The organism is Corynebacterium callunae (assembly GCF_046592015.1).
Classification (GTDB): domain Bacteria; phylum Actinomycetota; class Actinomycetes; order Mycobacteriales; family Mycobacteriaceae; genus Corynebacterium; species Corynebacterium callunae_A.
Window position 1 is genome coordinate 189922 of the sequence record NZ_JAWVOB010000001.1, and the last position, 22338, is coordinate 212259.

The 22338-nt window shown below is 53.8% G+C and carries 22 protein-coding genes; 17 read left to right on the top strand and 5 right to left on the bottom strand.

Features of this window, described 5'->3' with window-relative positions; translation table 11 throughout:
- Positions 1 to 14: 14 nt before the first annotated feature.
- Positions 15 to 224 carry a hypothetical protein gene (locus SFC07_RS00895; RefSeq protein WP_411206347.1) on the top strand — a complete coding sequence of 70 codons (210 nt, stop codon included), beginning with the start codon at positions 15 to 17 and terminating at the stop codon, positions 222 to 224.
- Between the two features lie 6 nt (positions 225 to 230).
- Positions 231 to 371, top strand: coding sequence for a hypothetical protein (locus SFC07_RS00900; RefSeq protein WP_411206348.1), 141 nt, complete (start codon positions 231 to 233; stop codon positions 369 to 371).
- A 63-nt stretch (positions 372 to 434) separates the two neighbouring features.
- Here the strand turns inward: SFC07_RS00900 and SFC07_RS00905 are convergent, their stop codons facing one another.
- Positions 435 to 2303 carry an ABC transporter ATP-binding protein gene (locus SFC07_RS00905; RefSeq protein ID WP_411206349.1) on the bottom strand — a complete coding sequence of 623 codons (1869 nt, stop codon included), beginning with the start codon at positions 2301 to 2303 and terminating at the stop codon, positions 435 to 437.
- A gap of 169 nt (positions 2304 to 2472) precedes the next feature.
- Positions 2473 to 4623, bottom strand: coding sequence for a 4-alpha-glucanotransferase (gene malQ / locus SFC07_RS00910; RefSeq protein WP_411206350.1), 2151 nt, complete (start codon positions 4621 to 4623; stop codon positions 2473 to 2475).
- Positions 4624 to 5040: 417 nt separating this feature from the next.
- Here malQ and SFC07_RS00915 point away from each other — a divergent pair, with 417 nt between their 5' ends.
- From SFC07_RS00915 to SFC07_RS00925, 3 genes are all read left to right on the top strand, one after another.
- Positions 5041 to 6888: an AMP-dependent synthetase/ligase gene (locus SFC07_RS00915; RefSeq protein WP_411206351.1), complete on the top strand. Its 1848-nt coding sequence runs from the start codon at positions 5041 to 5043 to the stop codon at positions 6886 to 6888.
- Entirely contained in the window at positions 6885 to 7253 is a 369-nt protein-coding gene (locus SFC07_RS00920) for a hypothetical protein (RefSeq protein ID WP_411206352.1), read from the top strand. The genes SFC07_RS00915 and SFC07_RS00920 overlap by 4 nt, the downstream gene beginning before the upstream one ends.
- A gap of 271 nt (positions 7254 to 7524) precedes the next feature.
- Positions 7525 to 8205, top strand: a complete 681-nt coding sequence (locus SFC07_RS00925) for a hypothetical protein (protein WP_411206751.1) — start codon at positions 7525 to 7527, stop codon at positions 8203 to 8205.
- Between the two features lie 47 nt (positions 8206 to 8252).
- Here the strand turns inward: SFC07_RS00925 and SFC07_RS00930 are convergent, their stop codons facing one another.
- Positions 8253 to 8786, bottom strand: a complete 534-nt coding sequence (locus tag SFC07_RS00930; RefSeq protein ID WP_411206353.1) for a hypothetical protein — start codon at positions 8784 to 8786, stop codon at positions 8253 to 8255.
- Positions 8787 to 8872: 86 nt separating this feature from the next.
- Here SFC07_RS00930 and hemW point away from each other — a divergent pair, with 86 nt between their 5' ends.
- The 11 genes from hemW (at position 8873) to SFC07_RS00985 (ending at position 19709) form a co-directional block, all read left to right on the top strand.
- Complete coding sequence (gene hemW / locus SFC07_RS00935) at positions 8873 to 10015, top strand: radical SAM family heme chaperone HemW (RefSeq protein WP_411206354.1); 1143 nt, start codon at positions 8873 to 8875, stop codon at positions 10013 to 10015.
- A gap of 29 nt (positions 10016 to 10044) precedes the next feature.
- Entirely contained in the window at positions 10045 to 11073 is a 1029-nt protein-coding gene (gene hrcA, locus SFC07_RS00940; RefSeq protein ID WP_411206355.1) for a heat-inducible transcriptional repressor HrcA, read from the top strand.
- A 75-nt stretch (positions 11074 to 11148) separates the two neighbouring features.
- Complete coding sequence (gene dnaJ, locus SFC07_RS00945) at positions 11149 to 12291, top strand: molecular chaperone DnaJ (RefSeq protein WP_411206356.1); 1143 nt, start codon at positions 11149 to 11151, stop codon at positions 12289 to 12291.
- A complete protein-coding gene (locus tag SFC07_RS00950; RefSeq protein ID WP_411206357.1) occupies positions 12291 to 13016 on the top strand; it encodes a 16S rRNA (uracil(1498)-N(3))-methyltransferase in 726 nt (241 codons plus the stop codon). Before dnaJ ends, SFC07_RS00950 begins: the two co-directional genes overlap by 1 nt.
- A gap of 78 nt (positions 13017 to 13094) precedes the next feature.
- Positions 13095 to 14114, top strand: coding sequence for a PhoH family protein (locus SFC07_RS00955; RefSeq protein ID WP_411206752.1), 1020 nt, complete (start codon positions 13095 to 13097; stop codon positions 14112 to 14114).
- Positions 14114 to 14740, top strand: a complete 627-nt coding sequence (gene ybeY / locus SFC07_RS00960; RefSeq protein ID WP_411206358.1) for an rRNA maturation RNase YbeY — start codon at positions 14114 to 14116, stop codon at positions 14738 to 14740. Before SFC07_RS00955 ends, ybeY begins: the two co-directional genes overlap by 1 nt.
- A complete protein-coding gene (locus SFC07_RS00965) occupies positions 14741 to 16063 on the top strand; it encodes a hemolysin family protein (protein WP_411206359.1) in 1323 nt (440 codons plus the stop codon).
- Between the two features lie 135 nt (positions 16064 to 16198).
- Complete coding sequence (era, locus tag SFC07_RS00970) at positions 16199 to 17116, top strand: GTPase Era (RefSeq protein WP_411206360.1); 918 nt, start codon at positions 16199 to 16201, stop codon at positions 17114 to 17116.
- Positions 17117 to 17139: 23 nt separating this feature from the next.
- Positions 17140 to 17868 (top strand): DNA repair protein RecO, encoded by a 729-nt coding sequence (gene recO, locus SFC07_RS00975; RefSeq protein ID WP_411206361.1) that lies wholly within the window; start codon positions 17140 to 17142, stop codon positions 17866 to 17868.
- Positions 17869 to 17895: 27 nt separating this feature from the next.
- Complete coding sequence (locus SFC07_RS00980; protein ID WP_411206362.1) at positions 17896 to 18627, top strand: isoprenyl transferase; 732 nt, start codon at positions 17896 to 17898, stop codon at positions 18625 to 18627.
- Positions 18628 to 18635: 8 nt separating this feature from the next.
- Positions 18636 to 19709, top strand: a complete 1074-nt coding sequence (locus SFC07_RS00985) for a VIT1/CCC1 transporter family protein (RefSeq protein ID WP_411206363.1) — start codon at positions 18636 to 18638, stop codon at positions 19707 to 19709.
- Here the strand turns inward: SFC07_RS00985 and SFC07_RS00990 are convergent.
- Positions 19706 to 20119 (bottom strand): Fur family transcriptional regulator, encoded by a 414-nt coding sequence (locus SFC07_RS00990; protein WP_411206364.1) that lies wholly within the window; start codon positions 20117 to 20119, stop codon positions 19706 to 19708. The genes SFC07_RS00985 and SFC07_RS00990 overlap by 4 nt on opposite strands.
- A gap of 39 nt (positions 20120 to 20158) precedes the next feature.
- On the bottom strand, positions 20159 to 20545 hold the full coding sequence (locus tag SFC07_RS00995; protein WP_411206365.1) for an ArsR/SmtB family transcription factor: 387 nt from the start codon (positions 20543 to 20545) through the stop codon (positions 20159 to 20161).
- Between the two features lie 361 nt (positions 20546 to 20906).
- On the opposite strand from SFC07_RS00995, the gene SFC07_RS01000 reads away from it, so the two are divergent.
- A complete protein-coding gene (locus SFC07_RS01000; RefSeq protein WP_411206366.1) occupies positions 20907 to 22292 on the top strand; it encodes a glycine--tRNA ligase in 1386 nt (461 codons plus the stop codon).
- Positions 22293 to 22338: the final 46 nt, after the last annotated feature.

Here is a 22338-nt window from a genome sequence, read left to right on the forward strand (position 1 = left end):
TAAGCTAAACAGCCATGACCGCATTCCTCGATTGGATAACACAGCACCTCACCGTAGCTCCGCTGTGGATCCAATCACCGCTGGTAATTATTGCATCAGTGCTGGTCTGCGCGCTTTTGGCAGTTCCTTTGTTAAGAGTGATTGATTTGGCCGGTGCTGCTGCCCTGCGGATTTTCCGCCGCGGGCAACCGCAGGCACCCAAAGCTTCCCGAAAGGACAACTGACGTTTCATGGCTAACCCAGAAGAGCTTCGCAAACGCGATCAAGAACTTCCCAAGCGCAAGCGCAAGTACCCACAATCCCGCGTCACCCAGGCCCTGTGGGTCTTGGTAATTATTGTGATTGTGGCATGGTTTGTGTCCTTGCTCTAGGACAGAGAAAAATCCACCGGACCGTAGGGAAACTCGCGGTGCGGTGGATTTTTTATGTTCTTTTTAGACTTCTTCTTCCTCAACTGGGGCGTCACCAGTAAAACCAAAGGCACGCAGGCGCTCGCGATCGGCTTCGGCAGTGGAGTTAGTTAGACGCAGAAGTTCTGCATAAATGCCACCAGAAACTGCGAGCTCGGCTGGGGATCCGATCTCATCAACCTTGCCGTCTTTAATGGTGACGATGGTATCCACACTGGCGATGGTGGACAGGCGGTGCGCGATCATCAAGGTGGTGCGGTTTTCCATAAGTTGCTCAAGGCCTGCTTGGACTGCACGCTCCGACTTGGTATCAAGGGCTGAGGTTGCCTCATCCAGCACCAACAGCGGGGCATCTTTTAACATGGCGCGGGCAACTGCCACACGCTGTTTTTGACCACCGGATAGTTTAAGACCACGCTCGCCGACGATGGTGTCATATCCTTCGGGGAAGGCAGAAATGAAGTCATGTGCATTGGCTTTTTTAGCCACGGCGATGATCTCATCCTTGGTGGCGCCGGGGCGGCCATAGGCAATATTTTCCGCGATGGTGCCAGAAAATAGGCTGGCATCTTGGAAGACCACGCCCACAGAAGCGCGCAATTGCTCAGAGGTGAGGTTGCGGACATCTTGGCCACAGACGGCGAGGTTTCCAGAATTTGGCTTATAAAGGCCAAGCAACAGGTTGACCAGGGTGGACTTGCCACCGCCAGATTCACCAACCAAAGCGATCTTTTCACCATGACGAGCGCTGATGGTGACATTGGAGATAACTGGTTTGCCTTCTTCATAAGCGAAGGTCACGTCGTCGAAAAGCATGGCGGGTTCCCCGGCAGGCAGCGGTGCCGGGTTGACTGGGCTGAGCTTAGGGGTGTCGCTGGTTTCGGTGGCAGCCACCAGCTCCTTGTTTGCGGTGGGTTCCACAGGCTGCTCCATGACCTCGAAGTAGTCGCGGGAACCGGCGATGGCGCGTTGGGCGGCATCGACAATGTAGCTCATCATGTAGACAGGCTGTTGTGCCATGGTGACAAGCTGAATGAGCATGACCATATCACCGATGGTGAAATAACCGTGCAGGGTGCGGTAGAAAATCAGCAGGTGAATCGCTAGGAAGATGATGTTGAGCGCGGCCCCACGCAGGGTGTCCATGCGGTGCCACCAATTGGACTGCGGGCGCGTAATGGCAACGGTGCGGCCATAGCGGTTGCCAAAATCTGAGAGCTCGCGGGTCTCAGCAACAAAGGACTTCACAACCTTGACCTGGCCCACAACCTCGGCAAAACGGCCATTGGCAATATCAATTTCTTTGTTTTTATCTGCTTCCATGACCTGCCAGCGCTTGGAAGTCAGCGCGGTAAGCCACATATAAATGGGGAAGAGTGCAGCCAGCAAAATGGCCAGTGGCCAGTAGTAGATGGCAGAAATAATCAGCACTGCCACCATGGTGATGAGCATAGGGAAGAAGTTGTTGGAGAAGCTCTGCATAAACTGCGTAATGCCGTTAATTGAGCGGTCCAAGCGGGCAATAATGGTGCCGGTGACCTGATTATCAAAGTACTTTTGGGGCAGTGCCAGCAGCTTGGCGTAATAACGAGTAGCCAGGATTTGGCGCATACGTGACGCCATGACGTCACCGATATAGCCGCCGATATTGCTCATCAGGGTGTTCAGCAGGCCGGCTGCAAAAAGACCAAGTGCTAAGAAAATGATGGTGCGGGTGACATCCTCGATGGAAACATCGCCGGTAACTGCGGAAACAATAGCGTTGGTGGCTGCGCGGAGGATAAAGGGTGAAACCAGGGAGAGCCCAGCCACCACAATGGAGACCAGGATAATTCCGAGATAATAGGGCCAAAGGGCTGAAGTGGTTTTAAGAATTCGACTGAGAAGTCGCATGGGTGGTGGCCTTCTAGACAATGTGGGCGGTTGTGAAAAATCAATTGTTCATGACAAATCTAGTGCCCACAAGCTGAGTGAGCCTAAAAAGAAAACTGGGACGATGATCTCTCAAGAAGAGATCAGCGTCCCAGTCAACAATTATTTTCAACTGTGGTGATTTAGTGCCTTATTGCTTTGGGCGGCGGGCTGCCTGCGCCACAATGTGATAGAGCTCTTGGTCGCGCAGCGCCTCAATGCTTACTGGCTCGCCATCATTGTCACACAGTGGGATACACCAGTTGGGATAAAGCTCGCGGGTAGTACCAGGCTGGTTCTGCGCGCGCTTATCGCCCACCATGTCCACCAAGGACACACATGTGAGTGCCGATGGGGTGCCGGCAACAAAAGCGTGGAGACCAGCCATGAGGTCGGCCAGGCTGCCCCGCTCATCGCGGGGAAGACCCACATAGCTGCCATTTTCTTGGGAGCTTGGGTGCAGCGCACCAGCTGCTACCGCAGTATCCAGGATCTCCGCCTGCCACTGCAGATCCTCAGCATCTTCTACTGCAGGATCGGTGGTGAGTACGCCCAACTTTTCCCGCAGTTCAATATGCTCTGCCGCCAAGTATCCGGCGGTAGGAGGCAGATCATGGGTGGTCACTGAGCTCAGTGCCAGCGGACGATATTCCTGCTGCAAGCGAGGGCCCTGTTGTGAGGGGGAATGCTCAAACCACAGGATGGAGGTGCCCATAATGCCGCGTTCGGCCAAGAAATCCTGGACCCATGGCTCAAAGGTACCGAGATCCTCACCAATAACCACCGCGTCGGCCAGTTCAGCCTCGAGGGCAAGGATGCCAACCAAGGCTTCATGATCAAAGCGGATATAGGTACCGGTTGCAGGGGACTGCATACGAGGCATGACAAATAGGCGGAAGAGACCAAGTACATGGTCGACGCGGATGCCGCCGGAGTGACGCAATACAGTACGCAGCAGGTTACGCCAAGGGATATACCCTTCCTCTGCGAGGCGTACTGGGTGCCAGGGTGGCTGTGACCAGTCCTGACCCTGTTGGTTGTAGCCGTCTGGGGGAGCACCCACAGAAGCATCAGGGGCAAGCACATATTCCAAGTTGTGTGCATCGGCACCGCCTGGGTGTACGCCAACTGCGAGGTCAGCCATGATGCCAATGGACATTCCGGCATCTACTGCACGCTTTTGCGCAGCTGCGAGCTGGTCATCACAGAGCCACTGCAGCCACATATAGAACATGGTGAGTTCATCACGGTCTGGCAATTCTGCATGGGCAGAGGCCGACTGATCAATTTCACGATCGGCACACCAGGTAGCAAAGTCAATAAGTCCCTGGCCTTCGCGCTGCACAAAAGCGACAAAATCTGCTTCGCGTTCTGCAGTGCGCGGGAGATCATAAATAGCATGCAAAACCTGCAGCTTGGCGGAATACACATCATTGCGTTCAATAATGTTGGAGCTGAGGTTACGTTCGCGGAATTCCTCAGCCAGCTCGGCCACATCATCGCGAAGTTCAATATCTAGCTGATTGAACTCAGGCACATCCTCCACGCGCAGATAGATGGGGTTGATGAAGCGCCGGGTGGTGGGCAGATAAGGGGAATCCTCGGTAGGAGGTAGTGGCTCAGCAGCGTGCATGGGGTTAATCAGCAGGAAGTCTGCGCCATCTTGGGCTACAACGCTGGCGAGGTTACCAAGGTCATTAAAGTCGCCCATGCTCCAAGAAAGGGTAGAACGCACAGAGTAAATCTGGGCCATTACGCCGGTGCGAGGGGACTGGAGATACTTATCTGCAGTGGACAGGCGCGCCGGGGTGATGATCAAACCGCAGCTATATTCCAACTCATCAGATTTAAGGTGCAGCTGGTGCCAGCCCAGAGGGAGGTCTGCCGGGATTTTAAAGGAAGCCTCACCCCAGGTGATGCCGTCGATCTCCCGCGGGGGCGTCCAGTTTTCTACCTGGTAGGTTTCGCGGGTGCTGCCATCTTCCAAGGTGATATGAACCTCGGCGGGGGCGCCATCATGAACGTGGACGGGGAAGGTAACTTCCGTGCCCTGAATTGCTACCACGCAAGGTGGCAGCGGGCGGGAAAATTCGCGGTCGTGGAATCGGCTAATCGCCTCGTTGAGTACCTCATCGCTGGGTTCGGCAGAAGTCTCTGGGGAGCCAAGATCCACGTCTAAAGCGCGGAGGATCTTCACTAGAGTGTCATCGCTGACCTCCACATGTGCGCCCTTGTAATCGGTGTAGGAAGTGGATACGCCGTATATGTCGGCCAATTCATTCAAAGGTCCTCGTGCAGTCACAAGTCAATATCATGCCACCAATAACGCCCGCTGACACCTAAACCTGCACCGAGGGTGCAAAAGTGGGTAAATTCCTTTCCTAAAAATAATCAAAACTGCAGCTAAAGCATGGTTACGGATATTCTTCTCAGCTTAAAAATATTTTTGCTCACTGCTGAGTTTTGCAGCACAGTGCAAGCTATGAGGAAGGTGTAGCCAATCAACAGCAAAGCTGACAGCGCAATTCGGCCAGCGAGAACTGAGAAGAGGAGGGGAAGAGGAAGGGACGAGGAGGGGAACCAGTGGGAACCATGTGTCAAAGATTCTTTAAGATGGCACCTAGAGGTTTAGAGCCCGAGAGCTTTAGAACTATAGAGAACACCTGCCCATTGCTAGGAATCAGATCCTTAAAGATATTCGAAAGGCAAGAATCTCACGATGACAGCGCAAAACACCCTGCAGGAATATTCCACCCCTGCCCAATACACAATCGGAGAAGCAGACACCTGCTTGACCGCATTATTGGATCAAGTAAAAGCCCGCCCTTATGGTGTGCTTTTTACCAAGCCCGCCAACTTTGAATGGGTTAATGTTACCGCCCAAGAATTTCAGGATGAGGTTTTTGCCGTCGCCAAGGGCATTATTTCAACTGGCGTGGAGCAGGGCGATCGTGTTGCTCTGCTGGCGAATACTCGCTACGAATGGGCAGTTTTAGACTTCGCCATTTGGGCTGCAGGTGCTGCTAGCGTACCCATTTATAGCTCCTCCTCCCTGTCTCAGGTGGAGTGGATTATTGAGGATTCCGGCGCGGTGTTGGCAATCACCGAAACCCCGGAACACACCGACCTCATGAAGAACCTGGTTCTTGGTGAAGACGGCACCCCAGCACTTAAGGGCTCCGGCTCAAAGCTGCGGCGCATTTTGGAAATTAATGCCTCCGCACTAGATACCCTCAAGTTTGAAGGCCGTGACCTCCCCGATGAGCAAGTGTGGGAGCGCATCCACAACACCAAGTCTTCCGATCTCGCGTCATTGGTTTATACCTCCGGCACCACCGGCCGCCCCAAGGGCTGTGTGCTTACCCACTACAACTGGCTAGCTGAGGTACGTGGACTACTCACCAACCCCATCGGTGCCATTGCAGCTCCGGGAACCCGCATCCTTACTTTCTTGCCTTTGGCTCACGTTTTGGCACGTGCAGTGCACCTGGCTTTTGCTATTGCTGGCGCAACTCAGTCTCACTGGTCTGATTTCAGCACCCTGACCTTGGAATTCCAACGTTCTCGCCCCAACCTCATTCTGGGTGTGCCTCGCGTCTTTGAAAAGGTGCGTAATGCCGCAGCCACCAACGCTGCAGCAGGTGGCCCTGTTAAGGCTGCACTTTTTGCCCGCGCTGAGAAAACCGCTATCGAATACTCCATGGCGCTGGATACTCCAGAAGGCCCAGGCCGTGCGCTGCTGTTGTCACACAAGGTGTTTGACCGCCTGATCTACTCCAAGATCCGCGCAGCAGTGGGCAACTCTGTGCAGTACGCCATCACCGGTGGTTCTGCCATGGGACAGGAACTTTTGCACTTCTTCCGCGGCATTGGCATCCCAATTTATGAAGGTTATGGCCTTACTGAATCCGCCGCTGCCGCAGCCGTGGATTTTGAGGACCAAAAGATCGGCACCGTGGGCAAGCCACTAGGCGGTATGACCATCCGTATTAATGAGGTCGGTGAGATCTTGCTCAAGGGTGAGATGCTCTTCCAGGGTTATTGGAACAACCCAGAAGCCACCGCCGAAGCCCTACAGGATGGCTGGTTTAACACCGGCGACCTCGGTGAACTTATGGATTCCGGCCATCTCCTAATCACTGGCCGCAAGAAGGACTTGATTGTTACCGCAGGTGGAAAGAATGTATCCCCAGGCCCGATGGAAGACATCATCAAGGCACACCCATTGGTAAGCCAGGCGATGATTGTTGGCGATGGCAAGCCTTTTGTGGGCCTGCTGGTCACTCTGGATCCCGATATGCTCAAGCGCTGGAAGCTAAACCACAATATTCCAGAATCTCGCTCGGTCGCTGACATCGCCACCAACCCAGCACTGCGCGCGGAGGTCCAAGACGCCATTAACAATGCCAACGCCACGGTGTCTCACTCGGAGGCCATCAAGAAATTCTATATTCTTGATCGTGATCTCACCGAGGCAGATAATGAGCTCACCCCAACTCTGAAGGTGAAGCGCAACATTGTGGTCCAGCGTTATGCTGACGCCATTGACCACATTTACAACCGATGAGCGGAGCAAACGTGCAATTTGATTGGGATGGTTCAACCTGGACCAAAACGGAAATTGGTGCAGAGTCCACCAAGTTTGCCGTCGGTGTGATGGAAGATTTTGCCTATATCACCGCCACTGGCTCCGAGGGTGATGAGGAATTTTTCACCCTCGGTTCCAACCCGGGGCTCTCCTTCGGCGACGCCGAGTGGTTCTTTGCCCAGGACAACCCCCAGTACGTGGTCGAGTGCATGGGCGAGCCAGCTGCCTTGAAGGTGGTTGACAAGTACCTTTCCAGGCTTGACGACGAAAAACCGCGCGGTGCGGCCACCGATATTCTTAATGAATTAGTCGCAGCGCTGAAATTACCACCTTTGCCCTGGTAAACAACATCACCAACCTGCTCGCATTCTCCGCAACCGTGGAGGCTGCGGGCAGGTTTTTGTTTTGCAATTTTTTTGATGGGATTCACCGGCGCGCCACTCTGCTTTTCCAAGCTGATTCCCATAAAGTCAACACCCGTTAGAGAAAACTCTCAAGTGTTACTTGAGGGTCTCAAGGGGTGCAATAAAACCAATGTTGTTATTGCTAACTCCTGGTGTGAACGCTGGTCAAAAGCCAGCTCGGATTGCAGAAAAGGAAGGTGTATCGGCTCATATGAACAGCACCACCGCACAACTACGCCATCGCGAACTCACCCAGGAAATTTTTAATATCGGCGATGAAGTTGCCGAATACATTGAACACCTCATGGAAGCCATTTCCGACTGGGACGTGGAACTCGTAGAAGATTGCCTCGCAGAATTTGAAGAAATCGTTGCTGAGGCTCGCGATGACTCCCGCAGCGTGGTGGCTGAACTTTCTGGTCTGCGCCACGCGCTGACCAGTGGAATCCGTCAGGGCACTGTAAGCGCCCGCGACGCGGTGGAGGTGCACGTCGACAAGCCTGAAAGGCTAACCGGGCCGGAGCTGGAAAAAGATTTTGAGATCGACGGTGGCCCCATTGATGTGCGCGATTTATCCATAGCTTTGGATGCGCGTTCGGAGGCCGTGGTGAAGCGCTTGGAATTAACGGTGGACTGGGTTTTGGCGCAAACCAATAAGGTGGCCAATGACTTGGATTCGCTGTCTCTGCCACTGCTTTATGGTCGCGTTGCAGCCGTGGTGGAAAGCGCTACCCGGGCGTGGATGGACGCGGTAGCTAGCGCGAACCCGGCTTATGTCCGCACCATGCGTGGCAGTAATCCGCCGGCATTCCTCTTAGAACGCGTAAGAATTGATGCCGTGGTGGCGCGCGTGGCTGATAAATTGGCGCAAAAGCGCAACGCTGTTTCCTAAACTCCACACTTAGTGGCTCTGCACGCAGCGTGTGAAGCTAAAAGGAATTAAAAGCCGAAAATCCTGGAGGCAAAAGGCAACTGGGGGATACGATAGGCCAGCTCACAGATAATTTTGAAGAGGATAGAATGATTCTCCTCAGGCGCTGCAGCGGCACTAGGGTAATCGACCTTGATGGCAAAGGTATCGATCTCGCCAAAATCATCGGAAACTTTAAACACTGCTGAGGCCTGATTTGCGCCCTGGAAATCACTGGGGATATAAACCAAAATGCTATTGTCCAGCTCCACCATGGTGCGGAAATCCTCAAAAGCTTTGGAGGTTTCTACCTTAATATCGGAGAGTTTCTGCTCACCCTGAAAAGGAATCCGCAGGACTGCACCGGGCTGACCAGCAGCATCCTGCCAAAAATCGCACTCATCCGCAGGCTCGGTAGTAATCGCGTTGGGCTCTGCCACGAGAGTGGTCAGCACAGTGTCTGGCTGTGTGGTGGTGGAGGCAGGGGTTTCAGAAGCTTGTGCAGGGGCCACGTGGAAAAAGAGCGCAGCAAGCACTGAGGCTGCAGCAAACTTCCGGTTCATAGTGTGCACTTTACCGCTTTGACAGCAAATTGGAATGTTGTGCTCCAAATTCTCATGTAAAGGGGGTACACACTAGGCTTGGGGGTATGTCAGTTTTTGGTGTGTATATTCATGTGCCGTTTTGCTCAACAAGGTGCGGTTACTGTGATTTCAACACCTATACCGCAGGTGAATTGGGTACCAGTGCGGGTCCAGATAGCTATTTGGATGCTTTGGAAAAAGAATTAGAAATGGCTGTGGCCTCGCTGGATGATCCACGTCAGGCGGAAACAATTTTTATCGGGGGTGGCACGCCATCACTTATCGGCGCCGATGGTCTAACCCGGGTGCTCAATGGAATTCGCAATACCTTCGGGGTTGCTCCGGGGGCCGAGATCACCACGGAATCCAACCCGGAATCCACCTCTCCAGAGTTTTTTAGCCAGCTAAAAGAGGCTGGATATACGCGTATTTCCTTAGGCATGCAGTCGGCGTCGTCAAGCGTTTTAAAGGTTTTGGATCGCAAGCACACCCCAGGTCGCCCAGTCGCGGCGGCCAAGGAGGCAAATGCTGCGGGCTTTGAACATGTCAATTTGGACATGATTTATGGCACCCCGACCGAAACCGATGACGATGTGCGCGCCACCTTGGATGCCATTTTGGATGCCGATGTGGATCACGTGTCTGCATATTCCCTCATTGTGGAGGACGGCACTGCGATGGCGCGCAAGGTCAATAAAGGCGAGCTGTCGCAGCCCGATGAGGACACCTACGCCGACCGCTATGAGATGATTGATCAGCGCCTGCAATCAGCTGGTTTTGACTGGTACGAGGTATCAAACTGGGCGAAGCCAGGCGGCGAATGCAAGCACAATATGGGCTATTGGGTTGATGGCGATTGGTGGGGTGCAGGCCCTGGTGCGCACTCCCATATGGGCGATCGCCGTTTTTTTAATGTCAAGCATCCAGCCCGTTACGCCGCCCAAATTGCCACCGGTGAGCTGCCTATTAAGGAAACTGAGCTGCTCAGCGCTGCTGATCACCACACCGAAAGGGTCATGCTCGGCTTGCGCCTCAAACAGGGCGTGCCACGCACGGTGTTCTCGGCTGCGGCCACTCCAGTGATTGAGCGCCATATTAAGGGCGGGTTGTTGGAGCTCAACGAGCGCGGCAATATTGCGGTGACCGCGGCCGGGCGTTTGCTTGCCGACGGAATCATCGCCGATATTCTCCTTAGTGAAGAAGCATAAAAGTTCAAAAGATTAGTAGGGTATCTATCATGGCGAGCTCAACGGAAAAGCGCAGATACGAAGTATTAAGGGCTATCGTTGCGGACTACATCGCCTCCCAGGAGCCGGTGGGATCCAAATCGCTGCTGGAACGGCATAAACTCAACGTCAGTTCCGCAACGATTCGCAATGATATGTCCGTGCTGGAATCAGATGGCTATATTGTCCAAGAACACGCAAGTTCTGGGCGCGTGCCAACAGAAAAGGGCTATCGCCTTTTTGTGGATTCCATCCATGACATTAAGCCTCTTTCCCTGGCTGAACGCCGTGCCATTTTAGGTTTCCTTGAAGGTGGCGTGGACTTGGAAGATGTGCTGCGCCGCTCGGTGCAGTTACTTTCCCAGCTCACCCACCAGGCTGCTGTGGTGCAGCTACCTACCCTTAAAACCGCGCGGGTAAAACACTGCGAGGTGGTCGCACTTTCACCAATGCGTCTGCTCCTGGTGCTCATCACCGATACCGGGCGCGTGGACCAGCGCAATGTGGAATTAGACGAACCCCTGGCTGCCGAAGATGTTAACGTGCTGCGCGATCTTATTAATGGCACCTTGGCAGAAAAGACGCTGAGCGCTGCCTCTGCGGCTTTGGAGGAATTAGCCTCGCGGGCCCCGCAGAAAATTAGGGGAGCGCTGCGCAGATGCTGTGATGTTTTGGTTAATACCTTGGTGGATCAGCCTTCGGATCGCTTGATTTTGGCGGGTACCTCCAACTTGACCAGGCTTAATAGAGAGACCTCGGCAACCTTGCCTATGGTGTTGGAAGCACTGGAAGAACAAGTGGTGATGCTGAAATTGCTCTCCAATGTCACGGACCTCAATGAGGTGCGGGTGCATATTGGTGGTGAAAATGAGGATGTGGAATTGCACAGCGCCTCGGTGATCACCACCGCTTATGGTTCCCAGGGCAGTGCTTTAGGAGCTTTAGGTGTGGTTGGCCCAACATATATAGACTATTCGGGAACAATTTCGAAGGTTTCAGCCGTTGCTAAGTATGTTGGTCGTGTGCTCGCAGGAGAATAGGCTGCGGGTATAATAAACCACTTGTTTCATAATCTTTTATCCCTCTGATTTTAACCAAAGGAAGTATCACCCACCGTGGCACGTGACTATTACGGCATTCTCGGAGTCGATCGCAATGCAACCGAGTCAGAGATCAAGAAGGCGTACCGAAAGCTTGCCCGCAAATACCACCCAGATGTGAACCCCGGCGAGGAAGCAGCGGAGAAATTCCGCGAAGCTTCAGTAGCTCATGAGGTGCTCACCGATCCTGATAAGCGTCGCATCGTTGACATGGGTGGAGACCCCATGGAGCAAGGCGGCGGAGCTGGAGCCGGTGGCTTCGGCGGCGGCTTTGGTGGCGGTGGCCTGGGCGATATTTTTGATGCCTTCTTTGGTGGTGGCGCCGGCGGATCCCGCGGCCCACGTTCCCGTGTTCAGCCTGGTAGCGATACCCTGTGGCGTACCTCCATCACCCTGGAGGAAGCCTATAGCGGAGCTAAGAAGGATCTCACCCTGGACACCGCCGTGCTGTGTACCAAGTGCCATGGTTCCGGATCTGCCTCCGATAAGAAGCCAGTAACCTGTACAACCTGTAACGGCAGCGGGGAAATCCAAGAGGTACAGCGCAGCTTCCTGGGCAATGTGATGACCTCCCGCGCCTGCCACACCTGCGATGGCACCGGTGAAGTTATCCCAGATCCTTGTACTGAATGTGCTGGCGATGGTCGCGTGCGTGCGCGCCGTGACATCGTTGCCAACATTCCTGCTGGCATCCAGTCCGGTATGCGTATCCGCATGGCTGGCCAGGGCGAGGTTGGCGCTGGTGGTGGCCCTGCTGGCGACCTCTACATTGAGGTCATGGTGCGCCCACACGCGGTGTTTACCCGCGATGGTGACAACCTCCACGCCAGCATCCGCGTACCTATGATCGATGCGGCTTTGGGAACCGACCTCGAGGTGGAATCTCTCAATGGTGAAGAGGTAAAGATCAGCGTTCCTGCAGGTACTCAGCCTAATGATGTGATCACCTTGGACGGCGAGGGCATGCCACGCCTGCGCGCCGAAGGCCACGGCGACCTCATGGCACATGTGGATCTCTTTGTGCCTACCGACCTGGACGATCGCACCCGCGCGCTGCTTGAGGAAATCCGCAGCCACCGCAAGGACAGCGCTGGCGTACACCGCGAAGGCGAAGAAGCCGGATTTTTTGACAAGCTAAAGAATAAGTTCCGCAAGTAATGTCGCTTCCTGTCTTCATCTCCGACACCTCCGCCGCCGCCGGTGAAACCGCCACCCTCACCGGCCCCGAAGGCCGCCATGCAGTGACCGTGAAACGCATTACGGCTGGGGAAAAGATCACGCTTATCGACGGCCGTGGCACCGCGCGTACCTGCACCGTCCGCGCCGTCAGTGGCAAAGACCGACTCGATGTGGTGGTGGATTCGGTGGCAGAAATCCCACGCCCCTTCCCCCATGTCACCATCGTGCAGGCGATCCCCAAGTCGGAGCGCTCCGAGCTGACCATTGATCTGCTCACCCAAGGTGGCGCCGATAAAATTGTGGCCTGGCAGGCTAGTCGCTGTGTAGCGAAGTGGGCAGGAAAAGAAGCTAAATCCTTAAGCAAATGGCAGGCAGCCGCGGAAGCGGCTGCCAAACAATCGCGGCGCGCCACCATCCCTGAAATCAGTGGGGTAGCGGGCGCTGAGGACGTCGAGAAGCTTATCGACGACGCTGACCTCGCGATTATCCTGCACGAGGAGGCAACCGCGGCGATCCGGGAATTAGATTTCTCCGGCAATGTGGTGGTCATTATTGGACCAGAAGGTGGTGTGGCGCCGGAGGAAATTGAGCGTTTTAGTGCTCGCGGCGCGCATACCGTCAAGCTTGGTCCGGAAGTGTTAAGAACAGCCTCAGCGGGCATGGTGGCACTTGCAGCCATCGGTGTGCTCTCTGCGCGCTGGTAGTGTTAATTCAAAGAAAATCCATCCCAGAAAGCAGGCGAATACAGCACTGTGACCGCCCCGCGAAGCACCCGCACCGATGTGGTAACCACGAGCTATAACCTAGAGCGTGAATATGCCCAGACCGTTTTAGGTATTCATGATGAAAACCTACGAGTTTTGGACAATCAAATCGACTGCGATATCCACGTCCGAGGCACCCGCATTGAACTCACCGGACCTATCGTTGAGGTTTCCCGTGCCGGCAAAATCTTTGATGAGCTGCAGGCCATTGCGCGCCGTGGCCATGTGATTAGCCCTGAGACTGTCAAAAATGTCATCAGCATTATCAATGTGGAAACCCCGCAGACAGTCTCAGAGATCCTCACCGGTGACATTATTGCCCGCCGTGGCAAGGTTATTCGACCTAAAACACTTGGACAAAAGTCCTATGTAGATGCCATTGATGAAAACACCATCGTCTTTGGCCTGGGTCCTGCAGGTTCCGGTAAAACCTATTTGGCTATGGCCAAGGCGGTACAAGCCCTCCAAGCTAAGCAGGTCAGCCGTATCATTTTGACTCGTCCTGCCGTGGAGGCCGGCGAGAAGCTGGGCTTTTTGCCCGGTACCCTCAATGAAAAAATTGACCCCTACCTGCGACCTTTGCATGATGCACTGCGCGATATGGTCGAGCCTGAGGTTATCCCAAAGCTTATGGAAGCAGGCATTGTGGAAGTTGCGCCACTTGCCTATATGCGTGGCCGTACCCTTAACGATGCCTTTGTGATCCTGGATGAGGCGCAAAATACCACTCCAGCGCAGATGAAAATGTTCCTGACCCGCTTGGGATTTGGTTCCAAGATGGTGGTGACCGGCGATATCACTCAGGTTGACTTGCCTGGTGGTCAGAAATCTGGTTTACGCTTGGTGCGTCATATCCTCCGCGATGTTGATGATGTCCACTTCGCAGAATTGCATTCCTCCGACGTGGTCCGCCACCAGTTGGTTGGTCGCATTGTGGATGCTTATGAGGATTATGAAGATCTAGAAGCAAAGCGTGCTGCGGAGCGAGCTCGTGCTCGTGAGGAAGCTCGAAAAGAATCCCGAGAGGAATCTAACTAATGAGCATCGAAGTTTTTAATGAATCAGGCTATGAGGGTGTTAATGAGGAAATGCTCATTGACGTGCTCTCCTTCGCCCTGGGGGAAATGGATATCCACCCCGATGCTGAAGCCTCCATCCACATTGTGGATCTAGAGACCATCGCTGATCTCCACGCTAAATGGCTTGATTTGGAAGGCCCAACCGATGTGATGAGCTTCCCCATGGATGAGCTCACCCCTGGTTATGCCCGTCCAGACGGCGCCGATATTGGGCCATCCATGCTTGGTGATATTGTGCTCTGCCCAGAATTTGCTGCTAAGCAGGCCGAAAAAGCTGGACATGATCTAGCCCATGAATTAGCGCTGCTCACGGTGCATGGCAGCCTGCACCTTTTGGGCTATGACCATGTGGATCCAGCTGAAGAGCGCGAAATGTTCGCTCTGCAAAATGAGCTGCTCGCTGATTGGTATGACAACTTAGAAGCGCGCGGAGTGAATTACCAGCCCAAGCCTTCAGGTCCAGGAGCTTTCCCCACCGCTGCGGATCGCCTGGAGCTGGATGAACAGATGATTGCTGATGCCTCGGGTGTGCCTGGCGGCGCTGCTTCGGGCGCAGAAGAGCCGACTGCGGAGGAAAAACCTTAAGTGGACGACTATGTCATTTGGTTAGGCATTGCCACGATTCTGGCGCTGATCCTATCTGGCTTCTTTGGAGCAATGGAATCGGCACTATCCATGGTCTCACGGGCGCGCGTGGAACAAATGCATAAGGATGAAGTGGCAGGATCTGCCGCGCTGCTTCATGTCATTGATACCCGTGCCGTCCATATCAATATGCTTGTTATGCTGCGCACGCTGCTGGATTCCACAGCTGCAGTTTTGGCCGGAGCAATTGCCATTAGCATCATTGACAATTGGGCTTGGGGCATCCTCGCCGCAATTATCAGTGTTGCCTTGGTAACCTTCGCCGTGGTGGGCGTTTTTGGGCGCACCGTGGGTAGGAAAAATCCCTATACCCTCATGTTGCGCTCCGCGTTTATGCTTGGCATTTTTGCCAAGGTTTTTGGCCCCTTAGCCCGCGTGCTCATTTGGGTGGGAAATATCATTGCGCCAGGTCCAGGCTTCCGCAACGGACCTTATGCCACTGAAGTTGAATTGCGTGAAATGGTGGATATCGCCCAGGAACACGGCATTGTGGAAGTAGAGGAAAGGCGGATGATCCAATCCGTTTTTGATCTTGCCTCCACTACCGTGCGCCAGGTGATGGTGCCACGCCCAGAGATGATTTGGATTGAATCTGGAAAAACCGCAGGCCAAGCAACTGCTCTGTGCGTGCGCTCAGGCCACTCCCGCATTCCCGTCATTGGGGAGAATGTGGATGACATTATCGGCATTGTGTACCTCAAAGACCTGGTGCAAAAAACCTATTATGCTACCGATGGCGGACGTTCCGTTACCGTCGATGAGGTTATGCGTCCGGCAACTTTCGTGCCAGACTCTAAATCTTTGGATGCACTGCTGCAGGAAATGCAGGAGGAACACAATCACATCGCAATCCTCATTGATGAATATGGTGGCGTAGCTGGCCTGATTTCCATTGAAGATATTTTGGAAGAAATTGTTGGCGAGATCGCCGATGAATATGACAACCGTGAAGTAGCTCCCATTGAAAAGATTGGCGAGCGCACCTACCGCGTTGTTTCCCGCCTCTCCTTGGATGACCTCAAAGAAACTATTGAGGAAGAATTGGAACAGGAAGTGGAGTTTTCCGAGGATGTCCTCGATCAGGTGGATACCGTCGGCGGCCTGATTGCCTATGAGCTCGGTCGTGTGCCTTTGCCAGGTGCAACAGTGGAAAGCTCGGGCCTGAAACTTATTGCAGAAGGTGAAAGAAACCGCCGTGGACGTTTGCGGATGCACTCTGTCGTGGTGGTCGTCTCAGAACCACACCAGGTAGAAGATGAATAACGATCTTTAAAGTAGATGGGGGATTCATTGCCTTTAGGGACTATGCTTGGGAGACCAAGGTAAATAGTCTCTTTTGTGTTTCTAGACCCAAAGGCGAGAGCTATTTCGATCATCCCCAAATCAGTTAGAGGATTTATGAATTTTAATGACACCCCTGAAGGTTTCCGTTCAGGTTTTGTCAGCTTCGTTGGACGCCCAAACACCGGCAAATCAACGTTGACCAATGCCCTCGTGGGCGAAAAAATTGCGATCACTGCAAACCAGCCAGAAACCACCCGCCACCCCATCCGCGGTTTGGTACACCGCAAGAATGCGCAGATCATCGTGGTGGACACCCCCGGTTTGCACCGCCCCCGCACTTTGCTGGGCGAGCGCCTCAATGAGGCCGTCAAAGATACCTATGCCGATGTTGACCTTATCGGTCTGACCATCCCTGCCAATGAAAAAATTGGTCCCGGCGACCGCTGGATCCTAGACGCCGTGCGCAATGTGTCGCCTAAGACCAAGATCCTCGGCATTGTCACCAAAGCTGACCGTGTTTCCCGCGACCTGGTTGCAGCACAGCTTATGGCTGTCCATGAGCTTCTCGACGGAAAGAGCGAGGTGGTACCTGTTTCTGCTACCTCTGGCGAAAACATCGAGACCTTGATTGAGGTCATGACCAGCCTGCTTCCTGAGGGGCCAAAGTTCTACCCAGATGACCACCTCACCGATGAAGATAGCGATACCCGCATCTCTGAGGCTATCCGTGAGGCAGCGCTAGCTGGCCTTAAAGATGAACTCCCACACTCTATTGCCGTGGAAGTTGATGAGATCCTGCCAGATCCAGAGCGCAATGGTGTGTTGACCGTCCACGCCATCATCTACGTGGAACGTCCTGGTCAAAAGGATATTATTGTGGGCCGTAATGGTCAGCGCCTGGGCCGAATTATCCACAACTCCCGCCAGGACATCATCCGAATCTTGGGCCAGAATGTCTTCCTTGACCTGCGCATTAAGATTTTGAAGAACTGGCAGTCCGATCCAAAGGCTTTGAACCGCCTCGGATTCTAAAAACAAGTATTTAAAGGTTAGCGGTGCGTAGGGAAAGCTTTAGAGATAGAGCATTAGTGGTCAAAACCCATGATTATGGGGAAGCAGACCGCATTATCGTCCTTCTCACACGCGACCATGGCTTGGTGAGGGCTGTGGCCAAAGGAGTGCGTCGTTCAAAATCGCGATTTGGCTCCCGGCTACAGCTCTTTGTTGAACTAGATGTGCAGCTCTATCCAGGCCGTAACTTGGCCACCATTTCCGGTGCGGACACGGTGGCTTATTATGCCTCAGGCATTATTGAGGATTTCACCCGCTACTCCTGCGCCTCGGCGATCTTAGATATTGCCACCCACATTGTGGGAATGGATGAAGACGCCCATCTTTTTGCCGAAACCACTCGCGCACTCCAGGCCATTCAAGATGCCTCGCACCCAATGCTGGTGCTTGATGAGTTTATGCTGCGCGCAATGAATCACGCCGGTTGGGCTCCCAGCCTCTTTGATTGCGCAGCCTGTGGCCGAACTGGCCCCCATAATGCCTTCCACCCGGGAGCTGGGGGAGCAGTATGCCTATATTGCCGGCCCCCAGGCAGTGCAGAAGTTTCCGCTGAATCACTCCATATGATGTGGCTGGTGGCCAATGGCCAACCTTTGCGCGTTCCCCAAGAACACCCTGAGCTAATGCCCACGGTGCATCGCCTGGCTACTGCACATTTGCAATGGCATATGGAGCGCAAGCTTCCCACTTTGGCAGTGCTTGACCAAGCCTAAGCGCGGTTCATGGCACAATGGTTCTTTGTGAGCGAATTTGTGAAACCCGATATTCCAGCCAAGTTTCTGCCCAAGCATATTGCTTTGGTGATGGATGGAAATGGACGCTGGGCCACGGAACGCGGAATGAAAAGAACCGAAGGCCACAAGCGCGGCGAAGCAGTGCTAATGGATGTGGTTGACGCCTGCCTCGAACTCGGTGTTCCTTATCTATCGGCTTATGCTTTCTCCACTGAAAATTGGCGTCGTTCCACCGATGAGGTCCGCTTCCTCATGGGCTTTAATCGTGATGTTTTGCGTCGCCAGCGCGATGTCCTAAATGAAAAGGGCGTGCGCGTACGCTGGGCTGGCCGTCGCCCACGTTTGTGGCGATCAGTTATTCAAGAGCTGGAAGCTGCCGAAGAACTAACCAAAAACAACACCAAAATGACGCTGGCCATGTGCGTCAACTACGGCGGCCGCGCAGAAATTATCGACGCCGCCCGCGAGATTGCCCGTCAGGCAGCCGCCGGGGAACTACGCCCGGAGCAGATCAACGAGAAGACCTTCCCGAACTTCTTGGATGAACCGGATATGCCCGATGTTGATCTCTTCCTGCGCCCCTCCGGTGAAAAACGCACCTCCAACTTCTTGCTCTGGCAGTCCGCCTATGCGGAAATGGTCTACCAAGACAAGCTATTCCCAGATTTCACCCCGCAGGATCTTTTTGATGCCGTGCTGGAATACGCCAAACGCGATCGCCGTTTCGGCAGCGCCTAAAGGAAACCATGACCCAAGATCAGCCCACCGCCCAGCAAATTAAACGTTGGCGTGGCTACCTGGCCAATGAGCGCGCAGAGGCCGCCGCCTACCGCGACCTCGCCGATCGCCGCGAGGGCGAGGAGCGAGAAATTCTGCTGGCGCTGGCTGAGGCCGAAGCTCGCCACGAGGCTTATTGGCTAGATAAGCTTGGCGACGCCGCCCTCAATCCCCCGAAGGCTGATCTAAAAACGCGGTTATTGGGCTTTTTGGCACGTCGTTTTGGCTCAGTTTTTACCTTGGCGCTCCTGCAGTCCGCAGAATCTCGTAGCCCCTATGATTCCGATGCTGACGCCGCCAAACAAATGTCGGCCGATGAAAGAATCCACGCCGAGGTAGTTCGCGGTTTGGCCAGCCGTGGTCGCGAACAAATGAGTGGCAATTTCCGTGCCGCTGTTTTTGGCATTAACGATGGCCTGGTGTCCAATGTCGCCCTGGTCATGGGTGTGATGGCCAGTGGTGTGGCACCGCAGGTGGTCATTATTACCGGTGTATCCGGACTGCTCGCTGGTGCATTATCCATGGCAGCTGGTGAGTTTATTTCAGTACGCTCCCAAACCGAACTGCTGGATGCATCCATCCCAGACCCCAAAGCTCATGAAGCCATTGGTGAACTTGATGTCCAAGCTAATGAACTGGAGTTGGTTTTCCGGGCGCGTGGCTTGAGTGAAGTAGAAGCTCAGGAGAGAGCCGCTGCAGTTTTTGAAAGGTTTGAAAACCAGCAGCGCTTTACAGAAAATACGCTGGCAGACCCGGTCGTGCATGATGCGGGTTCTGCGCGCTCGGCAGCACTTTTTAGCTTTTGTGCCTTTGCGATTGGCGCCTTCATTCCCATCGTGCCTTATCTTTTGGGGCTAGAGGGCTTGCCTGCTGCCGTGATTTCACTCATTCTGGTGGGAATTTCGCTGATGGCAACTGGTGGCATCACGGGTGTGCTTTCTGGAAAACCACCGGCTTTTAGAGCCATTAGGCAGTTGGCAATTGGCTATGGCGCAGCACTAATTACCTATGTGCTGGGCCTAGCCTTTGGCATGGTGCTTTAGCGACAGTTTTCGCAGAGCCCGAAAATCTCTGCTTCATGGCTGCTCACGCTAAAGCCATTTTCGCGGGCAACTTCCTGCGCCCACGTTTCCACTGGGCCACCATCAATTTCCACGGTGCGGCCACAGTTGGTGCACACCAAGTGGTGGTGGTGGCCTTCAGCATGACATTGCCGATAGAGCGTTTCGCCACCAGTGACATTGAGGACATCAACTGCACCAATATCTGCCAGAGACTGTAGCGTACGGTACACCGTAGTGAGTCCCACTGCGAGATCTTTGGCGGACAAGGCGAGGTGAATTTCCTTGGCCGAAGCAAAGTTGTCCATGTTCTCTAAAACATCAACCACAGCTTTGCGTTGCTTGGTGCTACGGACCCCCAACTTTGGAGTGGAGCTCTGCTTAATAGCCATCGGAAGTCCTCCTCAACAAGAAATTTGTTTAGTGGAAGTCTACACTTGCTCGGCTTTGGCAGCTTTGAGGGCTAAACCAAAGATGTCGATGACCAAAGGCTCCGCGAGAAAATAGGTCATCTGGCGACCTTTGCGTTCAGCATCAACAACGTGTGCAGACTTCAACACTTTGAGATGCTGGCTGATAAGCGGTTGTGAACTATTAAGTCGTTTGACAAGCTCATGGACATAGTGAGGACGTTCGTTGAGTGCCAAAACGATCTCAATACGCACTGGGGAGTCCAAAGCGCGAAGCACATTGCCCAGCATGGAGACTTCTTTGGAGTCAAAGTGGGAGGAGGGGGCGGTGGCCATCTCACCGATGGTTCGACTACCTAGGCCTTCATTGGCTGACCTAAAGAAGTTGCGTGTGGAGTTTGGAATCATTTGAATACCTCATTCCTCTAATGAAAACCCGCCGTGGGAATTCTTGAGAACTAGCACACATCCAGTATTAAGGATTTACTTAAAAAGCTAAAACCACATTTTCACCTTCGCTTTCTTCCACTTGGGGTTTTATGATTGGGGTGTGTATTTATTGTTCTGATTGAACAATGTGCAAGTTTTCTTTTGTGCAATTTTATTCTTATCTATCAAACGACTCATATAAGTAAAACTTGAGTTGTGGAAGATTTTTAGACCTATCAGTCGACTCGGTTAATGCTTGGTCTAAGATTGGGTCAGTATGTCCCGAAGGGGACGCGAAGCTTTGAGTAATTTTCATTCGACCTGGAGGAGAGCATCCGACGTGGCTCAGCAATCGATCATCGACACCGTGGTTAACCTGTGTAAACGACGTGGACTGGTGTACCCCTGTGGCGAGATCTACGGCGGTACTCGTTCTGCTTGGGATTACGGTCCCTTGGGCGTTGAACTAAAGGAAAACATCAAGCGCCAGTGGTGGCGTGCCATGGTTACTTCCCGCCCAGACGTAGTTGGCGTAGACACTTCCGTCATCCTGCCTCGCCAGGTCTGGGTTTCCTCAGGCCACGTAGAGGTCTTCACCGATCCGCTGGTGGAATCCCTCCACACCCATAAGCGCTACCGTGCAGATCACCTGCTCGAGGCTTATGAAGAAAAGCACGGCCACCCACCGGTAAATGGCCTTGCTGACATTAACGATCCTGAGACCGGTCAGCCAGGTAACTGGACTGAGCCAAAGGCTTTCTCCGGCATGCTCAAGACCTTCCTTGGCCCAGTTGATGATGAAGAAGGTTTGCACTACCTGCGCCCAGAAACCGCTCAGGGTATCTTCGTGAACTTCAAGAACGTGATGAACTCTGCACGTATGAAGCCTCCATTCGGCATTGCCAACATGGGTAAGTCCTTCCGCAATGAGATCACCCCAGGTAACTTCATTTTCCGTACCCGCGAATTTGAGCAGATGGAAATGGAATTCTTCGTCAAGCCAGGCGAGGATGAAGAATGGCACCAGTACTGGATTGATACCCGCCACCAGTGGTACCTCAACCTCGGCATTAAGCCAGAGAACCTGCGCCTCTACGAGCACCCCAAAGAGAAGCTTTCTCACTACTCCAAGCGCACCGTTGATATCGAGTACGCCTTCAACTTTGCCAATAGCAAGTGGGGCGAGCTCGAAGGCATCGCCAACCGCACCGATTATGACCTGCGCGTGCACTCCGAAGGCTCCGGCGAAGATCTTTCCTTCTTCGATCAGGAGACCGGCGAGCGCTGGATTCCTTATGTTATTGAGCCAGCCGCAGGCCTTGGCCGCGCCATGATGATGTTCCTCATGGACGCATACCACGAGGATGAGGCTCCAAACTCCAAGGGTGGCGTCGATAAGCGCGTCGTTTTGAAGCTTGACCGCCGCCTCGCTCCAGTCAAGGTGGCAGTTCTGCCACTGTCCAAGAAGGACACCTTGACCCCAGTTGCTGAGGAATTGGCAGCTAACCTGCGTGAGTTCTGGAACGTCGACTATGACACCTCCGGAGCAATTGGTCGCCGCTACCGTCGCCAGGATGAAATCGGTACCCCATTCTGCGTCACCGTTGACTTTGATTCCCTCGAGGATAAGGCAGTCACCGTCCGCGAGCGCGACACCATGGAGCAGGTTCGTGTTCCTATCGATGAGCTGCAGGGCTTCCTGGCTCAGCGTCTGATTGGTTGCTAATTTTTCTAAGGCACTAATCTCCACCACACATAGCACCGGCCACCTT